14 protein-coding genes and 2 other annotated features are annotated in these 14,119 nt (G+C 44.8%); of the genes, 1 reads left to right on the top strand and 13 read right to left on the bottom strand.

All coding sequences use genetic code 11. The features are described from left to right. Positions 1-11: 11 nt before the first annotated feature. From ACCB35_RS03005 to ACCB35_RS02955, 11 genes are all read right to left on the bottom strand, one after another. Positions 12-641, bottom strand: coding sequence for a hypothetical protein (locus ACCB35_RS03005; RefSeq protein WP_374055668.1), 630 nt, complete (start codon positions 639-641; stop codon positions 12-14). Continuing rightward, positions 604-2,034 (bottom strand): proline--tRNA ligase, encoded by a 1,431-nt coding sequence (proS, locus tag ACCB35_RS03000; RefSeq protein ID WP_374055667.1) that lies wholly within the window; start codon positions 2,032-2,034, stop codon positions 604-606. Before proS ends, ACCB35_RS03005 begins: the two co-directional genes overlap by 38 nt. A gap of 243 nt (positions 2,035-2,277) precedes the next feature. After that, positions 2,278-2,482: a binding site (T-box leader), on the bottom strand. Positions 2,483-2,651: 169 nt separating this feature from the next. Continuing rightward, positions 2,652-3,875 carry an MFS transporter gene (locus ACCB35_RS02995; RefSeq protein ID WP_374055666.1) on the bottom strand — a complete coding sequence of 408 codons (1,224 nt, stop codon included), beginning with the start codon at positions 3,873-3,875 and terminating at the stop codon, positions 2,652-2,654. 62 nt (positions 3,876-3,937) lie between these two features. After that, positions 3,938-4,189, bottom strand: a binding site (T-box leader). A 100-nt stretch (positions 4,190-4,289) separates the two neighbouring features. Continuing rightward, positions 4,290-4,442 (bottom strand): hypothetical protein, encoded by a 153-nt coding sequence (locus ACCB35_RS02990; RefSeq protein ID WP_374055665.1) that lies wholly within the window; start codon positions 4,440-4,442, stop codon positions 4,290-4,292. A 315-nt stretch (positions 4,443-4,757) separates the two neighbouring features. Continuing rightward, complete coding sequence (locus ACCB35_RS02985) at positions 4,758-4,958, bottom strand: hypothetical protein (protein ID WP_113968695.1); 201 nt, start codon at positions 4,956-4,958, stop codon at positions 4,758-4,760. A 346-nt stretch (positions 4,959-5,304) separates the two neighbouring features. After that, entirely contained in the window at positions 5,305-6,753 is a 1,449-nt protein-coding gene (locus tag ACCB35_RS02980) for a carbon starvation protein A (RefSeq protein ID WP_374055664.1), read from the bottom strand. A 299-nt stretch (positions 6,754-7,052) separates the two neighbouring features. Beyond that, positions 7,053-7,775, bottom strand: a complete 723-nt coding sequence (locus tag ACCB35_RS02975; protein WP_374055663.1) for a LytR/AlgR family response regulator transcription factor — start codon at positions 7,773-7,775, stop codon at positions 7,053-7,055. Beyond that, positions 7,772-9,511, bottom strand: coding sequence for a sensor histidine kinase (locus ACCB35_RS02970; protein WP_044338545.1), 1,740 nt, complete (start codon positions 9,509-9,511; stop codon positions 7,772-7,774). Before ACCB35_RS02970 ends, ACCB35_RS02975 begins: the two co-directional genes overlap by 4 nt. A gap of 118 nt (positions 9,512-9,629) precedes the next feature. Next, a complete protein-coding gene (locus ACCB35_RS02965) occupies positions 9,630-10,472 on the bottom strand; it encodes a YihY/virulence factor BrkB family protein (RefSeq protein WP_374055662.1) in 843 nt (280 codons plus the stop codon). A gap of 17 nt (positions 10,473-10,489) precedes the next feature. Then, complete coding sequence (locus tag ACCB35_RS02960; protein ID WP_374055661.1) at positions 10,490-10,909, bottom strand: hypothetical protein; 420 nt, start codon at positions 10,907-10,909, stop codon at positions 10,490-10,492. Continuing rightward, a complete protein-coding gene (locus tag ACCB35_RS02955) occupies positions 10,896-11,390 on the bottom strand; it encodes a low molecular weight protein-tyrosine-phosphatase (protein ID WP_374055660.1) in 495 nt (164 codons plus the stop codon). Before ACCB35_RS02955 ends, ACCB35_RS02960 begins: the two co-directional genes overlap by 14 nt. A 166-nt stretch (positions 11,391-11,556) precedes the next feature. Here ACCB35_RS02955 and ACCB35_RS02950 point away from each other — a divergent pair, with 166 nt between their 5' ends. After that, positions 11,557-11,778 carry a DUF1128 domain-containing protein gene (locus ACCB35_RS02950; protein ID WP_044338940.1) on the top strand — a complete coding sequence of 74 codons (222 nt, stop codon included), beginning with the start codon at positions 11,557-11,559 and terminating at the stop codon, positions 11,776-11,778. A gap of 83 nt (positions 11,779-11,861) precedes the next feature. Here ACCB35_RS02950 and ACCB35_RS02945 read toward each other — a convergent pair whose 3' ends face one another. After that, the gene (locus ACCB35_RS02945; RefSeq protein WP_044338541.1) at positions 11,862-12,377 is read right to left on the bottom strand and encodes a type 1 glutamine amidotransferase domain-containing protein; all 516 of its coding nucleotides are present in this window, start codon (positions 12,375-12,377) and stop codon (positions 11,862-11,864) included. An 82-nt stretch (positions 12,378-12,459) separates the two neighbouring features. Then, positions 12,460-13,767 carry a lysine N(6)-hydroxylase/L-ornithine N(5)-oxygenase family protein gene (locus ACCB35_RS02940; protein WP_374055659.1) on the bottom strand — a complete coding sequence of 436 codons (1,308 nt, stop codon included), beginning with the start codon at positions 13,765-13,767 and terminating at the stop codon, positions 12,460-12,462. Positions 13,768-14,119 lie beyond the last annotated feature (352 nt).

Genomic DNA, 14,119 nt, shown 5'->3' with positions numbered 1-14,119 from the left:
AAGTCCCCTCTTCATCCGGAACTCACGAAATACCAGTGTTCATCCAACTTTTCTACCTTGTTGAAGTCCCCTCCAAAGTCACCTGTACGGGGTCTCTCCCCTGATGACGAATAGACAAACCCTGAGAAACTATCCACTATCCCCCGAAAGGTAAAGAAAAGGACCTTCATACCCTTCTCCTTCTTCTCTATCAGAATATCGCCTCCACCTTTGGACACACCTTGGTATTCCCCGGGAAGGTGAATGATAGAGTCATTGTAGGGTACATTCGGGGTAATTGCCCCTTCATTTATTTTATTCACCACACTCATTCGATCATCATGATTTCTCTTGAAATCCATCTCCAATGTGACCTTTGTGAAAGGGAAAAAAATCATGAAGATAACAGTCAATACTTGAATGAAGAGCGGTTTCCAGTTCTTGTTTTTAAACATGGTTTTAAACGTGAAAATTGTTATGACCAGGAAAAACCTCCTGCCATCAACCAAAGAAAAGGCATCAAGAACGGCGTCAGGATGTGTACGAATTCCCACTGAAAAAACGCCAGTGCCACTATCATCACACTGCTGACTAGAGACAATAAGAGAATGACACTTCCCTTCTTCAATATGCTTTCGCCCAATAAACCAAATGTTTTGCATCCTTACTGCAGCACACACACGTATCCGACACCTGCTCCTGTTCAAATGGCATACATCGTGATGTAGCACCCGTTTCTTCTTTGATCTTATCTTCGCAGGAACGGTCTCCACACCACATGGCTTTGACGAATCCGCCTTTCTCGTTCATCGTCGTTTTGAATTCTTCAAAGGTTTTCGCTACCGTGGTTTTCTCGTCCCGGTGAGCTCTCGCTTTTTCTAAAAGATTGTGTTGAATGTCTTCCAGAAGTTCTGCGACTTTCCCCGCAAGCTCTTCCATGGCCACCGTGATTTTCTCACCTGTATCTCGTCTTGCCAAAATCACCTGACCGTTCTCAATGTCCCTTGGACCGACTTCCAATCGAAGTGGAATGCCCTTCATTTCATATTCATTAAACTTCCAGCCCGGCTTCTTATCACTCGCATCGATGTCAACCCGAGCAATGCCTGCAAGCTGACTTTTCAGATTATAGGCAAAATCAAGGACACCTTCCTTGTGCTGGGCAATCGGCACAATCATCAGCTGAGTCGGTGCGATCCTTGGTGGAACGACCAGGCCGCGGTCATCCCCGTGGACCATGATCATGGCACCGATGATCCGCGTTGTGAATCCCCAGGATGTTTGCTGCACGTGCTGAAGCTTTCCATCGCGGTCGGTGAATTGGATGCCGAATGCCTTTGCAAATCCATCACCTAAATGGTGAGATGTACCTGATTGCAATGCTTTCCCATCATGCATCAAGCTTTCGATCGTGTACGTATATTTTGCTCCGGCAAACTTTTCTTTTTCAGTTTTCTGGCCCTTGATGACCGGGATCGCCAGCAGCTCCTCACAAAGCTCTGCATACACCTCAAGCATTTTCACCGTCTCATCATGAGCCTCCTGATCAGTCTCATGACATGTATGACCCTCTTGCCATAGGAATTCCAATGTTCGAAGAAATGGACGCGTGGTCTTTTCCCAGCGAACGACATTGGCCCATTGGTTGTAGAGCTTAGGCAGATCACGGTAGGAATGGATGATGTTTTTATAATGCTCCCCGAACAATACCTCAGAAGTCGGACGGACACATAATCGTTCCGCCAGCTCCTCTTCCCCTCCATGAGTCACCCATGCCACTTCAGGCGCGAAGCCTTCGATGTGATCCTTCTCACGCTGAAGGAGGCTTTCCGGTATGAACAGTGGCATATACACATTTTCATGCCCGGTTTCTTTTATTTTCGCATCAAGAGCATCTTTGATATTTTCCCAAAGCGCGTAGCCGTAAGGCCTGATAATCATCGACCCGCGGACGCTGGAATAATCGATCAGTTCCGCCTTCGTAACAACATCTGTATACCACTGGGCAAAGTCTTCATCCATGCCCGTAACATCTTTCACAAATTCTTTTGCCATTCGAGAGCACCTCATTTTATTGTTGGATTGGTTTTAACGGCGATATTTTGATTTTATCGGCGAAATTTTAGATTTAACGGCGAAATCCAGAATATAACGGCGAAATTTCCATTTTATCGGCGATATCCGAGATTTATCAGCAAAATCCCCATTTCATCAGCGATATCCGGAATATATCAGCCGAATCCCAAATATATCAGCGAACCGCCAATAACACCTAAAACAAAAAAAGCCCCGCTTCTCATCAGGGACCATTACTGGCGGTACCACCCTGATTCAAAGCAAAGCTTTACACTCATTCCATGATAACGGTTTCGGACCGCTGATATCTTCATTCGATACAGAACTTAGAGGCAGGTTCAAAGGTTCATCCATAAGAGCTTTTCACCAAACCGCTCCCTCTCTGAAAAGACAAGATCCCTTTACTGATCCTCTTCAATGTTTCAGTTATTTTAGATGATTATATAGAGATTTGGTGGAGGTGTCAATTTAATTTTATTTTTTTGTTCTTACCGGTGCCACATCACGCTCTGGCTTGATGAATGGCTCTACTCTAAAGTCCGGATTCCCCTGAAGGTCCGTCCCTGGTCAAGCCCCGTATTGATCAGCCGTCATCTTCATCCACTGACCCCCTCTGTGCCATTTTCATTTATTTTTCCCCATGAATTCCTGGCTGTGCTTATTAATAAAATCACTGTGACCCCAAGCATGACCATCGATCCCGCAACCACAACAAATCGGATCGACACCAGTTCGGCTCCCACTCCAATAAGCACCGTGGAAAGGACGACCAATACCCCTTCCAGCAATCCGTAAATACTGGCTACCCGCCCCATGATCTCGGCGGGGATATGTTCTTGATAAAAGGTTTCAAACCCTGTCGTCGCAAAGGCCAGGGCAAAGGATAAAACAGCGAATCCGATTGCCGCTAATAAGAATCCATCTGAGAAAGAATAAATCAGGTATCCTCCGGAAACGAACAGGGAACCAAATCCCATAAGATGCATGTGATGAAGCTTATGGGATAGTGACGCGTTCAGGATCGACCCAAGTACAAATCCACCCCCTGCAATGCTTACAAGATATCCATACGTACTGTTCGAAAGCTGCAATACCTCTTTAGAAAATGCAGCCTCAAGGGAATCGAGCGCTGCCGTCATCACAAGCAGAATGCTGAACAAGACGTAAAGAACCATCACATACATAGCACTCCGGCTGAATCTCCACACCACCCGCCAGTCCTCTTTGATGACTTCCCATTTGGTATCACCTGTATCAACGGGAACCCCATCCTCAAGCTTCGGTAGAAAGAGGGTGATCACTCCTGATAAAAAGAGGGTCAGTGCATTTATATAAAGGGCAAACACCGGTGTCCCCATCATGAACATCAGCCCGGCAATTCCCGGTCCAATGAGAAACGCACCTGATCCGACCAGCCCCCGGAGAGCATTGAATCGCTGTCTGTTCCCCCGTGGGATGAAGGTTGTGATATACGCCATGGACGCCGGATAAAACATAGCGCTTCCCATATTGATGATCAACACCACCGCATACACCCACCAACTCGACGAAAGAAAAGGCAGTACCGCAATCAACACTCCTCTGAAAAAATCAAGTCCCGCCATCAGATTCCGCTTGTTGACCCGGTCAATCAAACTCCCGGCCCAGGCATTCGTCAAAAGGGCAGCCACAGGCTTCAATACATATAATATCACCACGGCTAGAGGTGATTCCCACTCGTCTAAAACAATCAAATTAAGGGCGATTAAATAAATCCACCCTCCAACATTCGAAATCCCGATGCCTGCCAGCAGCAATAAAGGATATTTCCACTTCCTCATTGGTTATTCCTCCCCGCGATAAGTTTTGTGAAACAAAAAAATCCCACCCCCAAGACGTTCATCTTGGGGGCGAGATTATCTATCGCGGTGCCACCCCAGTTCGTTAATATGTCGCCATACTAACCTTTTCGGGTACGGCCAATCGGCTTATACCCTAGCCCGATAACGGGAGCTCCCGTCACACCATCCCCATTGCCCGGTTCCGGTGCACAGCTCAGAGTCTTGGTTCAATACCGTCCCTCTTGCTCCCTTTCAGCTGCCGGAGCTCTCTGTTAAAGAATTCGGATATCTACTCTTCTCTTCATGGCATTTAATTGAAATTTTTATTATGATAGCATGATTAAGGGAGGAAGTAAATGGAATATTCATATCGTCCGTTTTTGTTTTAACATTTCTTCGTACCCAGGTTTTTGTTTAGTGATGGTGATGATGAGTTGGCGTAACTCGTCGAATTCCCTTCACATAGGAATAAGCGATATATAGCACCTCTTTGCCGTATTCATTCATCACATCTTCCAGAATTTCCTCCTTCGAATAGGTGAATTCGTATGCCTTGACTTCATTCAAAAGGAGATCACCTCTTTTCTAGTTTTTGACGACTGTGGAAAGGAAAAAGTTTGATTTTTTAAGTGGAATTTTTTAAGGAAGTTTTGGCGGGATGCTGAGGCGGACTTTGGATTTATCAACCGTTATTAGGATTTATCGACTCTTATACAATTTTATCAACCTTTAATTGAATTTATCGACCGTTTTTTCATTATATCAACCGTATTTTCAAGATATCGACCATTCCTCATAAATCGACAAATTTCGCAACCAACTCCCCTCCAGCAACACCAGCACAAAAAAAGAGCACTCCCAATTCCCGAGTGCTCTCCCCCATTAGCTCCCCATCTTACGACGAGTATTGCTGGGCTTCTTCGTTTGTTGACTTTGCATGCGTTGATTAGATGCTAAACCGCCTGTTGCTTGTTTGCCACCGGCTTGTGCTTCCTTTTTCTTTGCCAGCTGCTGCTTCATCGCTTCCTGCAGGCTGATTTTTTTCTTTTCTGGCTGTATTTGCTGATCATTATTATTGGACATAATGGAATCTCCTTTTGAGACTACTAAATTTTTGAAACTACCTCTATTATAATACATCCTCCACCAGAAAACATCTCAAGCTCCAAATAAAAAAGCCAACCCGTAAAGGATTGGCCGTCATTTCTAGTGGTATCCATTCTGCCCGTTTGCAGAACCGGATGTTTTCTGTTTCGGTTTGTGATTGCTGTTTTGTTTTGTACCGCCGTCTTTTTTCGTTTTCTTTGTCATTCTGAATCACTCCTAATAATTAGTCGTCATCAAGAAAACTTGTGGTTTTTGAACCATTCTTATTTTGTGCAAAAAAAGAAAAGAGTTCCCCGGTAATTACCGGAAAACTCCTTTCACATCAGGCTGCTGATTGAGGAACGTCTTCGTCGACTTGAATGATGGACCCATCGTTTAAGCGCTTTCTTAATGTGTAAATAAAAGCCAGGATAGCGGAAACCGTTATCATTGCTGCACCCATATACGCTGTACCCATCGATAAACCGAAACCAATCGGTGCGCTCAGGATATACGTGAATGTCACCATCGTCATAAAGATCGCCGGGATCGTTGCGACCCAGTGCGGTTTCTTTTGAAGGGCCAGATACATGGCACCTACCCAAAGGGCAATCATTGCTGTCGATTGGTTGGCCCAGGAGAAGTATCTCCATAACAGATTAAAGTCGATTCGTGTCAGCACGACTGAGATCACGAACAATGGAATCGCAATCCAAAGGCGGCTTGAGATTTTCACTTGTCCTACTTTGATATAGTCGGCAATGATCATTCGCGCACTTCTGAATGATGTATCACCAGAAGTGATTGGTAATATAATAACTCCAAGAATGGCAAGAGTTCCACCGATTGATCCAAGCATTAAGATCGATACTTCACTTACAACCGCTGCCGGTCCGCCTTCTTTCAGGATGGCGTTCAGTTCACCCGGCTGGAATAAGCTCATGGCAGCTGCTGCCCAGATCATCGCAATGATTGCTTCTAAAATCATCATACCGTAGAAAATTTTGCGTCCGTTCTTTTCATTTTGAGTCGTTCTTGAAATGATTGGTGACTGTGTGGCATGGAACCCTGAAAGTGCCCCGCACGAAATCGTTAAGAATAATAATGGGAAAATGGCTACTGAGTCAGGATGCATATTCGTTAAGCTGATTTCAGGAATGTCCGCCCCGGTAATCACTAATCCGGCACCGATCCCAACTGCACTCACTACTAGTAGTGCACCGAAAAGCGGATATACTTTACCGATGATTTTATCAATCGGTAATAGGGTTGCAACAATATAATAAATAAAGATTGCGGCGATAATGACACCTAATGAAATCCAGGCTGGCGTCAGGTTCGCGATCAATGCTGCAGGTGCTGTGACGAAGACCGTACCCACCAGCACGAGTAACAGAATCGAGAATGCGTTCACCACATGCTTCATCGTTTTACCAAGGAAGCGTCCTGCAAGCTCCGGTAAATGAGCTCCACCGTTACGGATCGATATCATTCCCGTTAAGTAATCATGAACCGCTCCGGCAAAAATCGCACCAAGTACGATCCAAAGGAATGCGACTGGTCCATAAAGTGCTCCCATGATCGGACCGAAAATAGGCCCAACACCTGCGATATTCAAAAGCTGGATCATGGAGTTTTTACCCGTCTTCATAGGTACATAATCCACTCCATCCGCCTTCGCATAAGCCGGAGTCGAACGACTTTCATTGATTCCAAAAATCTTTTCAATTAACTTTCCATATGTGAAATAACCGATAATTAATACAACAATCGAGACCAGAAATGTAACCATGCTTATGATCCCCTTTCGTTCATTTATGAATACGCTTTCATTATAGCAATCATATTCACAGTTTCGTCACATTCTGTTCAAGATGTCGAAAATCGGGGTTGAGGTGTTCTGAGGGGGGATTAATGTGCATGGTGGAAATGATGGGTGCCTGGCACTATTAGTCGGTTTAGTGCCAGGCACCGAATGCTCCGTTTGTGCCTGGCACCTAAAGTCAAAATTGTACCAGGTACAATTCCCCTCATCTGTACCAGGTACAAACGATCCTTTTTGTACCTGGTACAATCAAAAAACCACCCCCACTACAACTCCAACCGTTCCCTCAATTCCCTCACATAATTCCTGCTCACCGGAATCGCCTCATCCGCTCCATGAACCTTCAACTGATACACGCCGCTGCCCCAAGGGATGAGCTCTTCCACATAGGTCAGCTGAACGAGGTAGCTTTTATGGACCCGGAAGAATGGATAGGTACTGAGCTTCGCTTCCAATTCCTTGATCGGCAGTCGGCACGTATACTTCTTTTTCTCCGTACAAATAAAGGTTTCCCTCTCTTCTCGGAAGATATATTGAATGTCTTTCGGGCTGATGAAGACAATCTTGTCCTCATCCTGGACCGCAAGTTTCCCCATCGACGGGCTTTCGTTCTGCTCTTTCACTACCACTTTCAAAAGATTCTTCAGCCGCTCCATCGTTTGGGCAATCTGTTCTTCTTCAAATGGCTTCAATAAATAGTCGACGGCTTCCACCCGGAACGCTTTTAGGGCATAATCCGGGTAGGCAGTTGCAAAGACGATTTCCGGTTTGTGTTTCATTTTTTGCAGGGCTTCCGCTAAGTCGACCCCGCTCATGCCCGGCATCTCAATATCCAGAAATAAGACGTCGGGTTCTTTTGTTAAAATGATTTCCAATCCCTTTTCAGCAGAACTTGCTTCCCCGACTATTTCCACCCATGAATAACCGCTTAATAGATGTTTCATTTCTTCCCGGCTATAGGGCTCATCATCAATAATGGCGACTTTCATTCTTTCTCACTCCTTACCGTAAATTCAACGGTGGTCCCGTTTCCTGTTGATGAAGTGATTGATAGACCAGCTTCTTTACCCATCATCATTTCCAATCGCTTGTTCACGTTATAGAGGCCGATTCCTGTACCGGACAGTGATTCTACAGGCTCAAGCAAAAGCTTCTCCACTCTCTCTTCATCGATCCCCGCACCGTTATCCTCAACACGGACAATCACCTCATCACCATTCAACGCAATCGAAATCTTCAATACAAATCCTTCCTCCACATTCTTCATCCCGTGCTTAATCGCATTTTCAACAAGAGGCTGAAGGGTAATCGAAGGGACTTTGGCCTGCAGGGCACCTTCGTCAATCTCATACACCACTTCGAGCCTGTCAAAGAATCGGGCTTCTTCAATGGCGAGATAAGCCTTTACATGCTGCCCTTCTTCTTTAAGGGTCGAGGTGGATTTCGTGCTTCCTGTCAGGTTCTGACGGACAAATTGGGAGAGTGAAATCAGCAGGGTCCTCGCCTTATCTGGATTGATCCTCGTCAACGAGACGATGACATTGATGGTATTGAATAAGAAATGCGGATTGATCTGTGCCTGCAGCGCCTTTACTTCTGACTCTTTTGCAAGCTCTTTATGGGTATCGATTTCAGCAAGCTCCAGCTGATGGCTAAGCAGGGTCGCGATTCCCTTCGTTAATTCCATCAGGATTGGCGAGATTTCTTTTTCCGAATGAAAATAGAATTTAAGCGTCCCGACAATTTCATCCCCTTTTAAAAGAGGCGCCATGATCGCTGCTCCCAATGGGCATCCATTCCGGTCGCATTGAATATCCTCTCTTCCCACCTTCATGAGCTCTCCCGTTTCGATGACCCGTTTTGTCGCTTCGGTTTGAATCGGGCGTCCTTGTTGGTGATGATCCGATGCTAATCCGACATGAGCCAGGATGTGGGAAGTGTTCGTGATCGAAACCGCCAACGCGTTCACATCCCTCATCAGGATTTCACACGTTGCCTGTGCAGAGTCTGCATTCAATCCCTTTCGCATATATTTCACCGTGCTATCAGCCAATCGCAGGGCTTTCTGGGATTGATCCGCTCCCATCCGCTCTTCCTCATAAAAAACACTTTTGATGATCAACAGGAAAATTCCGGTCCCGACTCCATTTGCAAGGATCATCGGCCAGCCTATGTCGGAAACGAGTAAATAGGCATCATCAAATGGCTTCGATAATAGAAGAATAAGAAGCATCTGCATCCCTTCTGCCACTAAACCAACCACAAACGCTTTTTGAGGGGAAACAAGCCTGTTCTTCTTTTCACGCTTCCCGATCCATCCCGCCAGTAATCCCGCTAACACCGTCGAGATCCCGCAGGAGAATGCCGTGAAGCCTCCAAGAAAATACCGATGGACCCCTGCGACCAATCCTGCTCCAAGTCCGATCCATGGACCACCCAGTAACCCGGCGACCACGACACCGATCACCCTCGAGTTGGCGATCGCTTCATTCTGTTGAAGATGCCACTGCCATTTCGTGTATTCCTCTTGAAACGGATTCACGATCAATCCTGTATATGTACCGACGATCCCGAAGAAACCAAACAGCAGGATGAGGAGCAGTGTCTGGGTTTTCTTCACATGGGTCCGCTTCTCGATTAAATGACGGAAGAAACTGATCCTCGTCATGACAAAGGCTATCGTCACAATGATCCCAAGCCGTTCGACCATTGCAGCTATCAACATAACTCCACCTCGCTTTCTATTTCACATCAAAAAAAGAAGACCCCCTTAAACACGAATGTTTAATAGAATCTTCCCCTACTTTTGCCTGTACTATGTCCGGGGAGTGATTTCCCCTATTCTAACACGAATCTTTGTCTTTAATGGTCACGAGTGCATTGATTTCTCCGCCAATCATGATGATGATTCCCGTTAAGTAGAACCAGATCATGAGGACGATGATCCCTCCGATGCTGCCATATGTGGCTGAATAATTCCCGAAGCTTCCTACGTAATAAGAAAATGCCAATGATGCGAGTACCCATCCAAGCGTCGCAAAGATCGCCCCGGGGAAAGCACTTAAGCATTTGATCCGTTTACTCGGAGCAAAGTAATATAGCCCTACGAAAATGATAAATAGTATGATGGGACTGATCGCCCAGCGAATCCCGTTCCATATCGTTAAAAATTGCTCTGAAAATCCGAATTGAGAAAATAATAATAGACCGATCTGTTTTCCGAATACCGGAAGCAAAAGAGCTACGATAAATACTAGAATCATGGCAAATGTCAATAAAATAGACATGAGGCGGGTCGCAATGAATGATCTGGTTTCCTCTACATCATAGGCACGGTTTAAACTTTTCACGATGGCATTCATCCCGTTGGAAGCCGACCAGATCGTGGCGATGATACTGACTGACAGTAAACCGGAATTCCGGTTGGACATGACGTCCTGTAGCGTTTCCTCAATCATGGACATCGTTTCCCCTGGTGCAAAATCCCTGACCAGACCCAGTATGTCCCCCTGCTCGACGGGAAGGTATGGTAAGAGTGTTACGATAAAAATCAGCAGTGGAAAGAGCGATAAAAGAAAGTAATAGGCAATTTGCGCGGCTAGGCCCGTTACATCATTCGCACTAATATTTGAAAAAAGACTTTTTGAAAATCCTTTCCATCCTCCTTTGATCGTCTCATCCGACATGTTCTCACCTCGTTTCGTTAATACCCCTTAAATGAAGACGCAATAGGTTGGCTCTCTTCATCCTGAGTTGTTAGTTCATTTGATGTTTCCCTATCTGAAAACGTATCTTTATAAGCTTCTGAGGAGTCCTCAAAGGTCTCCTTCGTCTCCTCGATGATTTCTTTCACCTGTGGAGTCATTCCTTTGATTTCATCTACCTTTTCACTGATGAATTGAATATCCCTGCTGACCTGCTCGGCTGTCATACGTAATTTCTCATACACTTCCTTCGATGACTCGACCAGTCGTTGAGGATTTTTTGAGTATGTTGAAATATAATTCCCACTGTTCTTTAAAGATGTCCCCATTTCCTGACGGGTCGTTCTATCCAGCAGGGAAAGCAGACCTCCTGCTGCGGCACCTAACAGAACCCCTTTGAAAAATTTATTGCTTCCCATATGTATTATCCTCCTTCAAATGATTGTCCTTTTTAATTTTATCTAATAATTGGCTGCAGCCGGACTCCACTAAATCATACACCTCTTGAAAATTCCCAGTGTAGTAAGGATCGGGAACGTCTTTCTCCCGGCTTTCTTCCACTAAGTCCAAAAGCTTGAAGACCTTTCCGTGATGTTCCCTTTCAAGGATCTTCTTCATGTTTCTTTCATTGGAAGCGTCCATCGCCACGATGTAATCATATTTCTTATCTTCACCATGAAATTGTCGGGCGAGCAAGCCATCACTCTTTATATTATTTTCTCTAAGAATGGCTAAAGTTCCTTCATGGGGTTTCTTCCCGACATGCCAATCTCCCGTGCCTGCAGAGTCAACCTCAATCACGCCATCCAGAGCCGCCTCTTTAACCTTTGCCCTGAAAATAGCCTCCGCCATAGGGGATCGGCAAATATTTCCCAAACATACAAACAACACAGATACCATGAACGTGCCTCTCCTTACGTTTTAGCTTACCTACTCATTTCCCATTCCTTAATAGTGTAAAACATTCTCCGAAAAAAATCCTTCCCGGGTTGAAGTTATGTTGACAGGGTGGAGGAATCATGGAAAGATAAATGTAATGAATGAACGTCAGAAAGGACGATCCCAAATGGATTTATCACAAAACACAACGGAAAATATCGAGTTCATGGTCACTGCCATTAAAGAAAAACTAAAAATTGTCAATGCCGGTGCCGTAAAGCCTGAAGATTTCAACGAGGAAATGTATGAAGACCTTCACGACCTTTATGTAATGGTCGATCGCAAGGACAGATTCAGCCCTAGTGAAATGACTGCGATCATTGAAGAAATGGGTAACCTTCGTAAATAATAGTCAATTTCGATATGTAAAAAGGGGACATTCCCTCTAAGGTACAAAATACCTTGGGGAATGTCCCCTTTCATTTACTTGTCCTATTTAGAAAGAAGCGCCAGTGATTCACGGTTGAATGCCGGAAGATCATCCGGTGTTCTGCTTGTGACAAGCTGATTGCCGCATACGACGACTTCTTTATCCTCGTACGTAACGCCTGCGTATTCCATATCTACTTTAATGGACTTGAAGCCTGTCGCTTTGCGTCCTTCCAGTGTTTTTGCCGTGATTAATAATTGTGGACCATGACAGATCGCGAATACCGGTTTCTTTTCATCCATGAAATGCTTCGTGAATTTTACGAAACGGTCATCTGCACGCAGCTGATCCGGGGAGAATCCGCCTGGTAATAATAAGGCATCGAAGTCTGAAGGGTTGACGTCATCGATGCTTTCGTCAATCTTGACCGTTGCATCGCCCTGCTTCCCTTTGACTGATTTTCCTCTTTCTTTTTCAATCGTCACAACTTCATGTCCTGCTTCTTTAAACGCTTTTTCAGGATCTGTAAATTCTACGTCTTCAAACATGTCTGTAATTAACGTTGCTATTTTAGCCATAAAATGAAACACTCCCAGTTATCGTTTGTTTTTTATCACAGGTATACTTTACCCTTTGTACATAAGTTCAAACACGACTCCCTTATTTATCCATCGTGAATTGAGAAAAAATCGTGTTCCTCTGTACTTCATACACTTCTTCACCCACGATGTCATTGATGATTTGAATATTACGGTCCACAGCCAGCCCTAAGTTCGTTGCCCCTGCACCGTGAGAATGCTCCAGGCTCGTGACCGTATAGAAATGATGATCCCGGTCTCTGTTCTCTTTAAATTCCAGCTTATAATTTCGGGAGACTTTATATTTCTTATCATCTTCCCAGACGATTTTGTCCTCGAACTCTTTAAAAAACCATCCGGGGATATTCGGCTTATAACCCGTCGCCAAAATCACCTTATCCGCCTGATATGAAAAATCACGCTCTTCCTGCCATTGACGGCAATTCAGGACGTACTGATCCTCCTCTTTCCGGATCTTATTCACTTCTGTTAGCGGCTGTATCGTAATGTCCGGCGAGTTATCACTGACCGAATAGTTATAAAGGATGTTGTAAATATTATTGAGGGTATCGGGATCTATCCCGTTCCTCAGCTGATCCAATGTTTCTAATGCCTCCACGCGCTTTTCATATGTCAGCCCATGAAAATAATCCACATAGTCAGGGGCAAAGAATTCCTGTCCAAGTTTCGACGACTCGAGCTGCAAAATCCCTTCGGAACGGGTCAGCCATGTAAGCTGATAAGACCTGTTCTCCTGCTCCTTTAATAAATCAAAGAACACCTCGGCAGCACTTTGCCCGGACCCTACAATCGTAATCGAAGACCCTTCCATCGTCGTGTTTTTATGAAACAGATACTTACTCGTATGATGGACGTCCACATCCGGCAGACCATCCATTCCGTCTAAAATCAACGGCTTGCTTCCCGTACCCATCACCACATGCTTCGCATAATAAATCTCACGCTCGTCGGTCAACCGGTTATCGATCACAACCTTATAGCGGTCGCCCTCATCCGTGACCCCGATCACCTCACTATGAAATTGACAGCAGCCAAGCTGACTCACCACCCAACGGGCATAATCATTGTACTCCTGCCTCGGCATCTCGAACTTTTGAAAAAAGAAAAATTTATATAAACGATTATGGGTATGTAAATAATTCAAATAGCTGTACCGGCTCTGTGGATTCGCAAACGTCACCAAATCCGCAATGAACGGAACCTGAAGATCCGTCAAATTGATCAGCATCCCCGGATGCCATTGAAACTCAGGAGTCTGATCGAAAAATTTCACCTTCAGATCCGTCTTCTCCTCCATCAAAGCCGCCAAACTTAAATTGTACGGCCCAATCCCAATACCGATACAATCATATACATCCTGTCTACTCAATTGACACTCCTCCACATCTGTAATCATCTTTTCTATTTTTACCCTAAAACGATGGGTGATTACCTCCTTTAGTGAAAATAATTGTGACGGATATGTGGTAGATGAGTAATTTAACAGTTGATTTTCACTTAATATTTAACAGTTGATTTTCAATCGGAATTTGACTGCTAAAATATTCAGCCGCTGAACTCATTTGATTGATTTGCCCTAAGAATTGCACCCTCAATGGAATTTTTATTATTCGCGAGTGGATATTGGTTCGCAAAAGCGGAAAAACGTATTGGTGCGGTGCTTCTAAGGGGATGAGAATCGTTTTATTATCGAGTTTCCCCCATATATTATCGACTTTTTA

It is taken from the genome of Rossellomorea sp. FM04394 (genome assembly GCF_041889765.1).
GTDB classification, from domain to species: domain Bacteria; phylum Bacillota; class Bacilli; order Bacillales; family Bacillaceae_B; genus Rossellomorea; species Rossellomorea aquimaris_B.
This window is presented reverse-complemented; position numbering and strand designations above follow the sequence as displayed.